The sequence below is a fragment of the Catenovulum maritimum genome, from assembly GCF_001050375.1.
Taxonomy (GTDB): Bacteria; Pseudomonadota; Gammaproteobacteria; order Enterobacterales; family Alteromonadaceae; genus Catenovulum; species Catenovulum maritimum.
The window spans coordinates 417,756-434,119 of sequence record NZ_KQ130482.1 but is presented as its reverse complement, the minus strand read 5'-3'; the positions used below and the strand labels follow the sequence as shown (position 1 = coordinate 434,119).

The following is a 16,364-nucleotide window of genomic DNA, read 5'->3' as shown; positions in this document are numbered from 1 at the left end:
CTCAAAATTTCCGTTACTTTTAAACTATTATGTTTTAAAAACTTTGACTAAATCATTTAATTGAGATGCCAGCTCAGTTAGATCTTCGGCACTGGTTATCGTTCTTAAATTACCATCAGATATACTGTTTGCGACCTGCTTAAATTGAATAATATCTTGCTCCATATTCTTAGCACTTTGCTCTGAGCTAGCCGCCAAAGCTTGATTTTTAATACTGGTATCAGCTAGTTGTAAAATATGACCTCGAGTTAACTCTAATGACTCTACTAATAACTCAGCTTGCGCTTCAGATTTTCTTACCTTTGCTTGATTAGAGTCCATAGTGGCGAGTGCCGAGCCAATCGCCTCAACTATTTTCACCAGCATGCTATTTATTTCTACTGTCGACTGATGCGTTCGAGTTGCTAATGTTCGTACTTCATCGGCAACAACAGCAAATCCGCGTCCAGATTCTCCTGCCCTAGCTGCTTCGATAGCCGCATTTAATGCCAGTAAATTAGTTTGAGCAGCGATATCAGCAATCGTATCGACGACCCCAGAAACTTGCTCTCCAGATTGATGCAAACTATTTAAAATTTCGGCTGTTTTACTAATATCAACCGCTAACTCATTAATACTTTTGGCGCTTTCAACTACCTTGTCTTGCCCAGCTGCGACCAAGTCAGCACTTTGCTGGGCTTGCGCCGCTGTTAGCTGGGAGCATTCAAAACTTTCTATCATCTGATGCTCTAGATTTTGCATTTGCTCAGTAACTTGTTCAACCTTACTACTGAGATCTGTTATTGATTGGTTTGAGCTTTGGCTATTAGCGGTAAAGTGTCGGCTTGATTCAAATATTTGGCTAGTCGCTAAAGAAACCTTAGTAATACTACCTCTAAAGTTATCAAATAATGAGTTTAAACTATCCGTCATAGTCTTAACTTCACCTTTAGAGTTTAAGCTTATCGCACGGCTTAAATCGTGTTGGTCTGATATTATGCTCAAATTACTGGTTAAGTGTTTAATCGGCGCAGTTATTTTTTGTTGAGATATTAAGTAAGCAATTACAGATACGAGGCAGATACCCGCTACTAAACTGAGTAACACATAATAACTAAAATCAAGATCATCCAGAATAACTTGGCTTTCATATTTAGCGTGATTCGATACTTTGATTTTAACTTGATCCAGAGATTCTGTGATTAGAATAGCTTGTTTATCTAGTTGAACGAGTAAATCCCTCGCCGCATCCCAGTCTACGGATGATTCTCGCATAATTTTATTGAGGTCATATAGATATCGAATTAAACGGTTATTTTTTGCAGTTAAATCCGAGTTCGCTAATTCCATTACTTGTAACTTCTTGACTTGCTGATTAATCTTTTCGTCCAATGGTTTAACGACTTTTAAATATTCAGCTGGATTTATGGTTGTTCCATAATAAGAATATGCAAACAGTAAGGCTTGCATATAATTTGAATCTAACTGATTGATTAAATCAATTTGCGGCAGCGTTTGCTCAATAAAAGCGCTCGTTTTTAAATTAACTTTATGATTCGCACTAATTAAAATATTAGCGGCGCATAAAGTAATGATAAAAACAGATAAATAACCAAGCAGCACCTTGCCACTAATAGATTGAAAAAAAGCTCTCATAATAAGTCCCATTATTAACCAGTCTTAATGAGACCTGACCTTTAAGAAACAACTTTCAGGTAATCAAGTGATAAAGTTAATATCAGTCGAAAACTGCATCAGTGTTACATGATTTACCGAATTGGAATCAATAAGTTTGCCCCCGCCCCCACGTGGAAAATCACATTAAATTTGCCAGCCTATTACATCAAAAATGCCAGTCATTATCATTCAACACAGCCACCAAATGACATTTACGGTCACCACTGAATTGCATTAAGTTTGCCGCTGACAAATTAAGTTCACTGTGGCACAAAGCCTATATTTCTGCTTTGCGCGAAAAGCGGACGGCCACTCTAGCACGTTTTTGGACAGAAACAATTTAGAGCCGAAGGACGGCTCTGTGCCAGAAGCGGACGTTCAGAACATTCTTGCTTAGTTTATTAAAAATTTCAAAGCAGCCGTCCACATATGATATTTTTGGATATAAATTGCTTAATTACTCAATTCAAGACAATATATAACCACTGATATAAAACGAAAATGATTTAGTTAGGATCTTATTTATCAAACTCGATGGTTAAAAATTCACGAAGATGCTCTTTGAATTCCTGTACTCCATCTGGGTTCAATGTTTCCAAATAAGCGTAAATATCTTCCTTTGACATCAACGCTCCACGTACGTAATCTATTTTAGTCAATTGTTTGTATAAATTTTTCGCTTTGTCAGTTTCTTTTTTATTAGTTATTTCACTTAAACCAGAAATCGGAAGTTCTCCCGCTTCAAACCTTCTATATAACTCAAGTTCTATGTTCAAAAATGGCAGAAAAATCAAATTTTCAACATCATGTGTATAAGCTTTTCCTCTTTGGTCACCATCTAATACTTCCATTATATTTTTTGGTTCAGAAAGAAAATTAGCATTATCATTTCGCCTCTTAAGATCAATTACTTGAGTCGCACCACCAATGTAGATAATTTGGTATTTAAAAAATACCCCATTATCAAAAGTGCTGATTAAATAATTGATATAGTTAGCTAAACACTCATCTTCAGTCAGTATATACTTGTCAAATCCTGTGAAGCCATACATTACACTCTTAATGAAGTTATACGAACGATGCGTGACTGAAATGCGAGCACCATCAGGTCCTTGAACTGGCTCCATATAGTATAATTCGTCGTCCTCTAGTGTTTTCATCAACGCAAGTGAATGAGTGGTAAACACAATATTTGTTTGATATTGAATACAATACTCTCGAAGCACTTTAACTAGATTAACTTGAGCACTAGCATCTAACGAAATATCTATTTCATCAATTACAATCAATTTTTTGCCTTGCTGAATTTGCTTAAACAAATTAACAACAAAATACTCACCAGAGCTAAAGTAATCTTCCCTAATGTAATACCTTTCCTCTTCATCTTTGAGAATAAAATAGTAAGTGGTTTTACTGATTTCAACTTGTTTTAACAACTCGAATCTATTCTCGCCATAGATCCTTTCCAAGAATGTAATTAACTCTGCTGGTGCTGTGAATTCACCTATAGCTATTTTAGCTCGCAATAATTCGTCAATGTCAGATAAGCGCCTGAAGTGGTTAAAACGCTCTCCATGGGGTATTGGTAGCTCGACATTAATAATAGACTTAAGCTCTTCTGGTATATCTTGCCGACTGTCTATACCTTTTAAAAATTTGTTGAACGTAAATTCAATTGGCTCAGCTAATTTATCAATTGAATATTTGATTTTACTGTCTTTATTAAATATATATGGGGCGGCGGTTTCTTGAAATGTATTATTTATGGCTAAATTACGTATAGCACGTATCAAAGTAGTCTTTCCCACTCCGTTCTTACCTGCAATACACATAAGATGATTTTTAGACAAATCGAAGGAGACTTCTTGCTTGTGTATATGTTGAACATTACTAACTGTAATTGTAATATTCAATTTACTTCACCGACTTTCTGATGAACATATCAATCACTGTATTGCCATATTTTCGACGTAATTTAGAAACGTACTGCTTGTCCATTGAGTTAAAAGCTATCAATTTTCCCGATAGTGTACCTAAAGCGTGCTCTCTTAATGATTTATCATAGGACTCTATATCCTTAGGATTCTGAGTATTCTTAAAATGGTTTTCAAATTTATTGTTATCCGTTAAATAAAAATAAAGCAGAGACTCGATTTCTTTTTTATCTGCACTAGGTATTGTAACAACCCCATTTGGTAGAATACTAAAGCCAAGTAACTTGAATTTGTGCCCTTTTTTGTGAAGTTTAGTCTTAGATTTATTGATACTAATTCCGGTATTTACATACTCGGCCAGTAAATTATTAATTACTGGTTCAATATCTCCAGCGAACTCATTAGTCTGACCGGATATAATTAAATCGTCTGAATATCTAGTATAAGTAAGGTCATGTGCCTGGCAATATTTTAAAAGCTCATTATCGAAGCTAAATAGGCAAATATTGCTTAATAGAGGCGACGTCGAGAATCCGGCAGGAATATGGTCATCAACAATAACTAGTTCTACTATTCTTTGGATATATTTTTCCACGTCTAACACAGGTGTATTTTTAAGCTGATTCATTAATGCCGTTTGAACTTCACTTTGGTGAATATTGCCATAGAAGTTCGATAGGTCTGTTTGAAAGAAAAAATTATTATGTGAATGCTTTTCAACAGCATTACGAATACTTACACCTTTTCTGTAAGAAAAAACTACATCAGCGTTGTAGTCTGCGAACTCTAATACAGTGTTATTTATAAAACGGTGGAGCAATTTTAGTTTAGGTGTAGGAGCGTACACTGTACGTTTTTTCAGATTAATCTTCTGAAATTCACCATTCACATCAATTTGCATGAAGTCTTTAAACATTATTTTGTCATGGAATGTCGAGACAAATATTTCTTGTAGACATCGTCTATTGTTCTCACCGTTCACGTGTATAATGCTCCGCCTATAAACCTATACTTATTAATACGTTATGTTATCAGTATACTGGCTAAAAGATTAATGTATATGGTGTGGATGTTTCTTATCTGTACGCCAGCAAAAAATTTGATAATTGTAACAGGAATGAGTGAATAGGGATTTCTGAAAGGAAAAGGAAGGGGTAGGTTACATTCTTACGCCAATACACAGATAGGCGAATTGGCGTAAGGGTAACATGACTCATAGCCTGTAGTGACCTTGCATACTGACTGGAGATGCTCCTAGTCGCTAGGTATGCCACTAAATATATAGATTTTTAGTCAAAAAATCAAGCTGCAATATATTCCAACATAACTTGCACATCAACGATGTTGGCTAAGCGTCTGCTTATATAAAATAAAATGCGGTAATGTTTAAAATTTCGACCGTCCGCAATTCGCTCATTTGCGACGCTCGACTAAACTCGTAATGGGGCAATTATGAGTTAGCCTCAATGTCTGCTTATGGCACGGAGCAGTCCTTTGATACTATCACATCTAAGCGGTGGCAACGCTGTATGTAATTAAATGGCCATGGTTGATGCAATTGGGTGGCATAGATACAAGTTATTTTCCACCCGCGTATCGTAATAAAGCGCGATTACGGCTGCTGATATCGAAATTGTCCAGTTAAAAGCCACTAATTAAAAAATGAGCTATTGCTGTTTTATCAATCCTAAAACGGCAATAGCTAATCTACGTAACTTCTGTTTAGTTAGATGACTCCGATCAATAATTTTAAAAATTTAGCGCTATACCGCTCGGATTATCTTATTAATATTTCACCAAATGCGAAGTTGTCATTATTCGCAACGAGTAGTAATGTGAAGTTCGCATTGTTTTCAGAGGCGATGCGAGCAATGTAGCCTTGCACTGTTTGATTATTTGCAGTGCAACCTGAGATAACTAATGAGATTTTCTCTAGCAGTTGATCTTGTTCACCAGTCAACTTACCCGAAACAATGCAACCGGCTTGATTGCTACCACTGATGTTACCGACACTATCAATACTATAACTGCTAGTCGCATTAGTATTTGTCCAGTTCCCTGAAATTTGGTCTAAGTTGGAAGCGACTAATTGAGACGATTTTTGTAAAAAAAGAGTTGGCTGATTAGTGGAATCATTGGTTAAGTTTAAAACAAAATCTGTTTGCTTAAATTCACCAGTAGCTGAATAATTTTCAGGGGCTGGAGTATAACGTAAAGCAGAACCACTGATTTTTTGTTCGGTAAATTGCAGCTTAGCTGTGATAATTTTACTAGTTGCGACATCTAGCTCACAATCTAGCGTGTCACAGTCGTAGCCAAGTGAATCCATGGAGCCATTCGAATCTAAGTCTTGTACAGTCACTAGCACACATGTTCCACTACTACAGTCGTAGCCAACTGGCTCAATTAATATATCAGAAGCAGTGCCAACCGTTGGCATAGACACCTGATATAAATGGTGTTGGCTGTCAATGATGGCATAACCAAATTGACCGACTGAGATTCTATTTTGGCTCGTTTGATCCGTCGTAGTCTGACTTTCTATACTGTTATAGAGACCATAATGTGAGATATCTTCATCACCAGAATCAATTTCAAGACTGCAGGCCGTTACTAAGAAACATGTTAAAATAATTGAGCTTATCTTAAACATAATAATGTATTGTCCTTTAATTGGAAAAAATCGTTAACAATTTAATAGATGAACTAATCTAATAGATAGATATTTTAAGATCAAGAATTGTTTATTGTTAACTAAAATAAAATCAAAGATTTTGCTGCTGAGCAGTGGCAGTAGATAAACACTTAACTCTACAGAGAGAGAAAATAGCGGCTTAGCTGAATCTCTGCAAAAGATAGGGAGCATTAACGCTCCCTAGGGTCTACAAATTTAATCCTTCAACAGATACCCATAACGTCTTTGATATAGGTTTTGATGCACATCTTTCGCGGCTTCAACCATATGTTCGTATGGCACATCCGTAACTCGCACAATACCTGTGTTGTAGTTTTCACCATCATAGGCACGACCCGTTATCGGTCCGTCTGCATATTGAAACATATGAACGCCGACAAAATATGGATTGTCGATAATTGAATGCATATATTTCTTCATTTGCTCTGCGCGGTCTTTTTGGTCGGCAGAAATCACAATTCCAGGGTGAACATGCCCAGCATCATCCGCACCAAAACTAAATTCGCCAATTAAGCTAGGCGCATCGACTTCGGCTAAAAAGTCCCATTGACCTTTAACCAAACCTTCTTCGTACAGATTGTAAGTAATGACATCGCTGTTTTCAGCAGCCGCTTTAACAATTTCTAACGGCATACCCCAAACAGGTAAACGCGATCCTAAATACAAATGATTTGGCAACACAGATTTAAGCGCAGCGTTAACAGTGCCAAAATACTGCACACCATATTGATAAAGTAACTCTGAATAATCTTGCTTTTGTTGCTCTGTGTTAAAGCTAGCATCAATACCGGCAGCAAATGCTTGCCACGAAGCTATATCTTTTTGCCAAGCTTTATTCAGTGCAGATATAGTTTTGTACTTGTTTTTAAGTGACTGTGTAAATGCCGCTTTAGCATGCACTTCCTTGGCATCTCGCGTGAGTGTATTAAGCACTATGCCATAACGAGACTCATCAGAGCCGCCACGACCAAAGCTTTGTTCATTATCTAAAAACACGCCCATACACCAAGGCGTTGCGTTTATTTGCGCAGCAACATGTTTTGCTGCGGCAACCGCTCTTTGTTTAAACTTAGGGTCATACGCATCAGGCACACCATGCCAAAAATCAAACCCGCTTGATAAGGTGCCAAAATCGCCAATAATATCGGCAAAGGCGACAAATGGAATTTGGTTGTTACCATAGTAACTGCTTTCTGACCAGTTACCCAAAGAGGTATAACCCCAATCTAGCATACGGCGTAGCGTCACTTGACGCCAAGTGTCTAAATACGATTCAGGATACGTTTCGCCATATCGACGTTCTAAATTGGCACTATAAAAACTAAAGGTTTCGCCATGTTTAAGTGGACCACTTTGGGTTTCGCGGCGATAGCCATAGTGATTACCCAAGGAGTCATTATAATCTGGCAACCAGTTAAATAGATCTTTCCGTGTCTGATTAGCGACATAACGAGTCGCTTGAGCTTGTTTACTAACAGGATTTAACGGCTGATCATCTTCCGCCACTGTCATATCTGCAGTGCGTTTTTCAACTAAATTCTGATCAAAATCATACCCTGTTAAAGTAGATGAGTTAGACAGGCGAATAATATCTATACCCGAAGAAAAATATAGGTAACCTTCAGGATCAATAAGTGCCCACTTGCCTTCAATTTTTTCGGTGCGGAAATACCCTGTCGCTGCAAACCTTGGACCTGATTTCCAACCATGGAACTTAGTGCGATCGTCCATCAACTCAGCATTCAGACTAGCCAGTTCTTCTGCTGCCATTTGTTTTAAGTGCGCATCCGACTTAACTTTGTTTGGATAATCAACTTTAGCGTTTTGACCAAACTCATCAATTAAACCAACTAAAAAGTTTTCATCCATTTTAGGGTTTGCGCGTAAACGAATATTATCGACGGTAAACTGCCTATCAGACAATAATCCATTGGCTGAAAAATTAATGGCGGTTATAGCTGATATGTCTAAACGTTTTTTGCCCCAAAACGAATACACTTGTTTATCATCTGACTGCCAAGTGACTGGGTTTGAGCGTAAACCTGAAGCAAAATTAAACTCAGTTTGCGTTGCCCAAGGGGGATCTTGTTGATCGTGACCATCCATTTTGGCGTAAAAAGTTTGTGTTTTCCCCACAGGAACAACTAAACCTCGCGTATAAAAACCGCCATTCTCATCCGAAATAGTTAAATCAATTTGTAACGACTCAGTACCTGCATTGGTTAAATCAAACGCTAGGTTAAAGTCTTGATACTCACTCCAATCGAATGCCTTTTCAGGCTTAATACGCATACCAGCGCTGTTGTTATCTAGTGTATTAACTTTAACTAATAAAGAGTGGTTACCGTCAATTGCACTGGTTTTATCCGTTACTGAACTCGCGGCATTCCAAAATTCAAAGCCGTCGGGCACCTGACCCTTTTCAAAATCAAACAATACCACTTCAGCCATCTTTACTTGGCTTGATTGGCTTTCTTTTTCTTGATTATTTAAATTGTTACAACCACTAAGTTGGCTAGTGAGCACAGCAACTAAACTGGCTAAATATCGTTTTTTTAGTTTCATATTGTTTTCCCATCGTTAGTGTCCAAGATGACGAAAACAGACTAATGAACTTTTACTTATAAAGGTTCTAAAACTTTCTATAAAAAACTATAAACCTTTAAATACAGTTAGTTAGATTAATTCTCTAACATATCTAATTCTATTCTAAACAAGCCAAGTAAATTGTGAATTTCATATTCTCGCACGACTTTACGCGCTGCTTGCAAGTGTTTATCTTGCTGCTCAGCCTGATTAAGTTGTTGATAGGCTTTAGCCATTAAACAATGAATACTTGTCATGCCTATAGAAAAAGAAACTCGCTCAAACTGCTGCAAGGATAATTTGAATGCTTGAAGTGCTGCATTAGGCTGCTCTTGTTCAAGCAAAAGTTCACCTTCTAATTGTTTAGCAAATCCCAAATAATATGGGTTATTTTCAACTGCTAACAATTGGTTGAGCTGCTTGGAATACTCAGTAGCGGCGGCAATATCACCTAATTTAAATAAATTATAAGCGTGGCGATAATACAACTCTGATTTAGGTAAATTCGATTGCTCTAATACCTCTATAACTTGTTGGCTGAATACTAAAGCTTGCGCATATTTACCAAGGTATTGCAGCCAATCAATCAACATCTTATATGCCGCTATATTAGTCGGCTCTAGTTTAATTAGAGTTTGCATCAACTGAATCGCATCAGCCAACTTGCCTTGTTGCGACAATAAAACCGCCTCAACAAACATCTCACTATAAATCGTTTTTGATTGAGTAGATTGCCCAGCCAATTGCACATTGGTTGAGTTCGCCAAAATATCGGCTAACCGACTAATTAAACCTTCAATAGAAGTATGTTGGATAACGCCGCGCTGCTGATGGGTTAAAAAATGAATTTGGTACAGCAGCTGATATTCACCCAAAATACGCGATATCTCAGATTCAACCACGACACTCGCATTTGTAATTTTAAATAAGCGTTGAATTTGGCCCGCATCATAATCACGTGTCATTTGAGCATTACGCATAGACAATAATACGTAATCAAGCGGCATAATATTACTATGATCGCCCGCCTGAGTAATGAGGGAATCCATGATCCCCATACTAACCCAACCAAAATTAGCATCCATCAATTTGTTTTTTGTCGGTAAGATAAATATGGTTTGTGTTGGCTGCTTTACGTTAGACTTGGATATATTGTCATCACGATGGAAATAGCTAAAAATCATCAAAATACTGATAAACACTAAAACTGCGCTCGCCATCAACCATTTTTTACCCAAATATTTAGATGCCTTAAACTGTGGTGATGGTTTTTCAACTTGAATTTTTTCAAGCACAAAAGGTGCGACCCAAGCATAGCCTTTACGAGGGTGTGTTTGAATAACGGTTTGCCCAGCAAAAATTTTACGCAATTCTGTAATCGATTGAAAAATAACTTGTTCTTCAACCGTTACATCGTCCCAGACTTGAGCGAGCAATTGTGCTTTATCAACAATTTGATTCGGTTTGGACAATAAATACACAAGCAAATCGAACGTTTTAGGCCTGACAGTATGCTTATGCTCAGCTATATAGATGCAATGCGCTAATTCATCTATTACGAAATTATCTCCAATATACTTAACTGTCAAAATACATACCACCCAGTCTAAACAAGCATGCATTATAACTTGGTAAAAAAACAGTTAACAAACAATTTATTGTTAACCAAAAATAAAATAGCCTATTTACAGCTTAGATATAGTTAAGTACTGAAATGACAAATACTAAAACCATATCCTATTCATATTTGAAAAGTTCGATCTTGGTCTGCTCAAAGAAATTTTTTATTTTCCGCGCTCCATCCATGTTAAATACAAAATAAATAATAAATTTTGTCACCTTTTAGCGAAAAAACGGCACATACTTTATAAACCAAAGGAAAATTTTTATGAGTATGTTAAACAAGCTAAATTCAACCACAACAAATACAAGTGACGCCAACTTAGTTTTAGCCTCTTTAGGTGGAGATCGCACTGCGTTTGGCGAAATTGTTGCTAAATATCAAAATTTATTATGCTCTCTAGCTTATTCATCCGTTGGTGATATTAAGCATAGTGAAGATATTGCCCAAGAAACTTTTGTAGAAGCGTGGAAAAAACTAAACACACTCAAGGATCCTGAAAAACTAAAAGCATGGTTGTGTGGCATCCTCAAATTCAAAGTAAGCCGTTATCGCCGCGTCACAGACAATCAAACATTAAAACAGGCGAGTGATATAGATATAAAAGTAGATCAAGCGCCCGAATCTTTGCCAATGGATGAAGCAGCCATATCAGAACAAGAACAAAATTTGTTGTGGCAAGCCATAAACAAAATGGAAAGCAATTACCGTGAGCCATTAGTCTTATTTTATCGAGAACATCAATCCATAGAACGTGTCGCTAGCGAATTAGATTTATCAATCGATGCCGCTAAAAAACGTTTATCTAGAGGGCGAAGTTTATTAAAGCAAGCTATGACCACGTTTGTTGAGGAAGGATTAGCGAAAAGCAAACCTAGCATTAGTTTTACCACAGGTGTACTTGCTGCAATAGAAGGCGTGGCTCCACCAGCTCAAATTGCGGGTGTCGGGGTTGGCAGCGCTAAAGCAGGTGCTTTGTTTAAAATATCCAGTTTTATTATTTTTCTAGCCGCATTTTCCGGTGTGATAAGCTCATTCTTTGGGGTAAAAGCAGCTTTAGCACAATCTCGTACGCAAAACGAGCGCATGCAGGTGTTTAAAGTAGTCGCCATTTTCTTTTCCATTGTCATTGTGTATATTTTAGGTATGTTTTTATTAAAACACCTAGCCATCACCACATCTGAAAACCTAATATTTTATGCAACTAGCGCCCAAATTCTAGTTTTTGGTTTTACCCTAAGTTATCTATTTTTAGTGTATAAAATGATTGATAAAGCCAAAGCATTACGCGCACAAGAAAGAATATTGAATGCAGAAGCATTCCAACGCCCTATTGATCAAAAAACAGATAAAAAACGAGAATACAAAAGCCGATTAAAGTTATTAGGTATTCCATTATTTCATTTTCAGTTTAGTTCACCTGAATATGGCGATACGCCTGCCGTAGCTTGGGTAGCAGGCGGTACCACAGCCTACGGTTTGCTATTTGCTTGGGGAGCGATTGCAATTGCACCCATTAGTGTCGGTATAGTATCCGTTGGTATTGTAAGTATTGGTGCTGTCGGTTTTGGCTTAATTGGTTTAGGCACTGTTGGCATTGGTATCATTGGATTTGGCTCTGCAGCTATTGGATATAAGGCTTACGCTGCTTTTTCTGCTTTAGGATGGGAAAGTGCCGTCAGTGGGGGTTTTTCAATTGCAAAAGATGCAGCCATAGCACCGATTGCGTTTGCAGCTCAAGTGAATACGGAAGCGGCAACTAAATTATCCCATCTAGCTTTATTAGAACAAAGTTACCTTTGGGTATTAGCCTTTATCTCTGCGCTCGTCATCATACCGGCTATTTTGCACTCACACCAAGTGCGACAAAGAATGTCCTCGGCATCAGATGAACTATAAGTGGCTAGCGATGTTAAATTAGAGCTGGTTATTTTAAAATAATGGATAACCAGCTCTACTCTAAAGCTTTGTAGCAGGCGCGAGCATGCTTCTCGCTTACAAAGCTGAAAACAGACGATAAAAAATTATAATTGATAAGCTCTAAGCATGAAGATCACACAAATACTGATTACTCGATATTGCCACCTCAGGTACGACTGAAATTGTAAAATTCAGCTTTCGCTCACCTTCCACTCGCTTTTATTTCCTTGTTTTTCCCTTATCTAATACTCTTAATTCTTTCCATTATTTCCCGTCTAATCTCCATTTTGTGACAGTTCTTTTCTTGTATCTTCTCCCTTGCCTCTTCTTTTTGCTCCTTATTCTTCTGTTGTTTTTTCGACTTTATTGCTTGGATTATGCTCACACAAGCTAAAAACAGAAGTCTTAAAAGACAAAAATGTCAAACAACAAAATAGAAATAAAATAAATATAAAACAACTGGTTAATCACAAAAAACCAGATTAATAAAAACAATTAAAAAACAAAAGTTGCAACAATGATAATCAAGTGTTAATTTACGCAAACCAAAGTGACAGGCATAATTGTAATACAAAATAAACAAATCCTTAATTTTGGTATAACAACTTTTTTAAACTCAATATTTACTAACAGAACCTTGGTCTTAATAACCAAAATTATCGGAGTAATTAATGAAAGTAACGAAAACTCTAAGCTTGGCACTTCTTGCGCTAGCAGTAACAAACGTTTCGCATGCAAATACTTTACAAATTGATAGCGCAGAAGACTGGGGCAACGGACATGCCAGTTACCCTGCATCAAACGCAATAGACGGTAGTTTAGCTTGGGCATCTCGTTGGGCAGCTTCTGGCTCTCCAGTTAATTTACAACTTAACCTAGATTCAGTTCAAACTGTAACTGAGGTTGGCGTTTCGTGGGGGAACGGCGGCGATCAAACTCACACTTTTGAGATTTGGGCACGAGCTGCAACGAGTGGCGCTTGGACCAAGGTTTACGACAGTGTCAGCACTGGCTCAAGTGCAAGTATTGAAGTTTACGACATTGATGATATTGATGCTCAGCAAGTAAGAATTAAAACATTCGAAAACAGCTCAGGTTCAACTTGGACTAACATTAAAGAAGTAGAATTATATGGCACTGGTGGTAACTCAGCAGATGGTGAACTAGCAGTAGATACCGCCTTTGATGACGGTACTAGCCACTCTAGCTACCCTGCATCTAAAGCAATAGATAACAATACAGATTGGACTTCTCGCTGGGCTGCAGAAGCCGGCGGAGATGCTGTTAATTTAACCCTTCAATTAGACGAAGCAAAAGAGGTTAAAGAAGTTGGGATTGCTTGGGGACAAGGCGATTCTCGCACTCATACCTTCGAAATATATGCTCGACCAGGTACCAGTGGCACTTGGACAAAAATTCATGATGCAGTCAGCACAGGTAACACTACGGCAATTGAAAAATACGATGTGACAGACATTAATGCACGCCAAGTAAGAGTTAAAGCGCAATCAAACAGTGCTGGTAGTAACTGGATGAATGTCACAGAAGTGAAGCTTTATGGTGCTGAATCTTCAGGTGGTAACAATTCTGATATTCCTAGCATAATTACAGATGGATCTTTATTTGATTTAGAAGGTGATAACCCGCATCCATTAGTAAATAGTAAAACGCTTGAGTTTGTTCCATTAACAACAAAATATACCACTTCTGGTGGTGGCGGCTGGCGTCATGAATACAAAATCAAAACCAGTAAACGTAAAGACATGTACGATACTTACGAAACTTTTTCTGCAACGTACAAAATGGATCTGTCAAATGGTGCTAAAACAATTGTGGCGCAAACTCACGGTTCAACAGTATCTACTTTAATGAAAGTATTTGTTGCTGATTCAAGTGAATCAGGTTTCATCGACAGCGTTGCTAATAATGGCATATTTGACGTTTATGTACGTTTACGTGGCACTAATGGCACTGAGCAAAAATGGGCGCTTGGCACTATTACCAGCGGAGGTTCTTTTGATCTAAGCATGGTGAACAACTATGGTACTGTAACAATTAGCGCTTTTGGTCAAACCGCAATGCTAAAAGTACAAGATGACGCTGCTACTTACTTTAAATTTGGTAACTATATGCAGTCTCAAGACCCGTATACCCGTGAAGAATGTGGTACACGAGGTGATTCTGACTCATGGGCTGAATGTTTTGAAGAGTTTGGTATTACAACCTCTAAAGCAACTCTAACAAATGTAAGTTACAGCAGTAATCATTAAAGCGCCCGCTTGTTTTATTGATATATCGATTAATTTAAATACCAGCTAATTTATTGGCTGGTATTTTCAACAAAAACTCATCATTAAGCCGCTCTAATCTGTTGTATCACCTTTCTATGACTTGCTAGTTTAGCTAAAAACTGCCCTGTACTAGCTTGGACTCGATTATAATTTTCAACCGCGATTGTTTCTTGCTGCAACGAAGGCTTGAGACCATTTAGATTAGTTTTAAACCCCATGCCGCACAAAACATATTGGTAACTCGCGGATGGAAATACCTCAATTCGATCAAAATCGTAATGCCATGGCGTTTGATCTTGCCATATAGCGAGTTGATGTTTAAGACTTTCTGGGATGCTATCTGGCTTGCGATTATCGAGCCAAAACTGGCTATCCTGACGCTGGCTCAGGACATAGTGCAATTTTAAAAAATCAATAACGCGCTGCCAACGATATAAAAACCGTTGATTAAATTGCTCAGCTAACCTAGACATAGCAGCTCGATTACTCGGAAGTTGCTGAGCAATCATTTGCGCAGACAATTCAACTAAAGCGAGTGAAGAAGCTTCTAATGGCTCGACAAATCCGGCAGATAACCCAACCGCAACACAGTTTCTATGCCAAAATTTAGCCCTATGTCCCGGTTTAAATTTTATCTGCCTAAAACTTAAATCATCTTGCTTCACGGTTCGATTAGCTTGTTTGTTAAGATATGAAATAAGCTGCTGTTGAGCCCTTTCATCGTTGATATAGTCACTGGCATAAACATGGCCAATCCCTCGACGATTATGTAAACCTATATCCCAAATCCAACCCGCAGGCTGGGCTGTTGATAAAGTCACTGATGCGATTTCATCTTCAATCTCGGTTGGTAGCTGCACTGCTATTGCAGAATCTATAAAGAGTACATCTTTTTTACAGATGAAAGGCACTTGGTAATGCTCACCAATGAGTAAAGCTTTTTGTCCTGTACAATCAATAAAAAAATCACCTTCAATATTACCATGCTTGCGAGTCGTGATTGATTCTATGTCAAGATCAATTGGGTTTTGCGAATTGCATTTATCTTTAGTATTAAGTTTATCTGCCGCATTTACTGCCACAAGATCATCAATAATATGAGTAACGCCAAGCTTAGTCATGCAGTGATTTTTTAAAAATTCGGCAAAAGCAGCTGCATCTAAGTGATAGCCATAGTTGCAAACCGCTGAATATTCATCATAAGGAAAAGGTTTTGGAGCAAGCTGATACTGACAAACAACTTGCTGTGGTGACACAAGTTCAGCAAATGGCATTTGATGGCTATTAGACATCCAATGCCAAGCTAAATTGGTATTTACAAAATCAGCAGGTAACGAAAATGGATGGTAATAACTATCTTCAATTTGTCCGCTACACCAGGCATTAAATTGTGAGCCTTGCTTAAAAGTGGCATTACACTTTTTAATAAAGTCGTATTCAGAAATACCCATATTCGCAAGTGTTTGCCGCATAGTCGGCCAAGTGCCCTCTCCGACTCCAATTGGTGCTATATTGGCAGATTCAACCAAAGTGACGTTAATTACACCAAGGCCATACTTCTTTATGCTCTCCGCTGCTATTGTCCCCGCTGTAATCCACCCTGCAGTGCCACCACCAACAACCACTATATTTGTTACGCCTGTATTCATATAACACCTTTA

9 protein-coding genes are annotated in these 16,364 nt (G+C 37.8%); 2 read left to right on the top strand and 7 right to left on the bottom strand.

Annotated features, from left to right (window positions below; translation table 11 throughout):
- Positions 1-27 precede the first annotated feature (27 nt).
- From XM47_RS01520 to XM47_RS01495, 6 genes are all read right to left on the bottom strand, one after another.
- Positions 28-1,635: a methyl-accepting chemotaxis protein gene (locus tag XM47_RS01520; protein WP_172656488.1), complete on the bottom strand. Its 1,608-nt coding sequence runs from the start codon at positions 1,633-1,635 to the stop codon at positions 28-30.
- A 539-nt stretch (positions 1,636-2,174) separates the two neighbouring features.
- Complete coding sequence (locus XM47_RS01515) at positions 2,175-3,569, bottom strand: AAA family ATPase (protein WP_048688584.1); 1,395 nt, start codon at positions 3,567-3,569, stop codon at positions 2,175-2,177.
- Between the two features lies 1 nt (position 3,570).
- Positions 3,571-4,491 (bottom strand): reverse transcriptase family protein, encoded by a 921-nt coding sequence (locus tag XM47_RS01510; protein WP_281175787.1) that lies wholly within the window; start codon positions 4,489-4,491, stop codon positions 3,571-3,573.
- Between the two features lie 876 nt (positions 4,492-5,367).
- Complete coding sequence (locus XM47_RS01505) at positions 5,368-6,243, bottom strand: hypothetical protein (protein ID WP_048688581.1); 876 nt, start codon at positions 6,241-6,243, stop codon at positions 5,368-5,370.
- A 237-nt stretch (positions 6,244-6,480) separates the two neighbouring features.
- Positions 6,481-8,850 (bottom strand): beta-galactosidase, encoded by a 2,370-nt coding sequence (locus XM47_RS01500; protein WP_048688578.1) that lies wholly within the window; start codon positions 8,848-8,850, stop codon positions 6,481-6,483.
- A gap of 116 nt (positions 8,851-8,966) precedes the next feature.
- Complete coding sequence (locus tag XM47_RS01495; protein ID WP_172656486.1) at positions 8,967-10,460, bottom strand: transcriptional regulator; 1,494 nt, start codon at positions 10,458-10,460, stop codon at positions 8,967-8,969.
- Positions 10,461-10,759: 299 nt separating this feature from the next.
- Here XM47_RS01495 and XM47_RS01490 point away from each other — a divergent pair, with 299 nt between their 5' ends.
- Together XM47_RS01490 and XM47_RS19290 are read left to right on the top strand one after the other, a co-directional pair.
- On the top strand, positions 10,760-12,391 hold the full coding sequence (locus tag XM47_RS01490) for an RNA polymerase sigma factor (RefSeq protein ID WP_048688572.1): 1,632 nt from the start codon (positions 10,760-10,762) through the stop codon (positions 12,389-12,391).
- A 692-nt stretch (positions 12,392-13,083) separates the two neighbouring features.
- The gene (locus XM47_RS19290) at positions 13,084-14,682 is read left to right on the top strand and encodes a discoidin domain-containing protein (RefSeq protein WP_048688569.1); all 1,599 of its coding nucleotides are present in this window, start codon (positions 13,084-13,086) and stop codon (positions 14,680-14,682) included.
- 83 nt (positions 14,683-14,765) lie between these two features.
- Here XM47_RS19290 and XM47_RS01480 read toward each other — a convergent pair whose 3' ends face one another.
- A complete protein-coding gene (locus XM47_RS01480) occupies positions 14,766-16,352 on the bottom strand; it encodes a tryptophan halogenase family protein (RefSeq protein ID WP_048688568.1) in 1,587 nt (528 codons plus the stop codon).
- Positions 16,353-16,364: the final 12 nt, after the last annotated feature.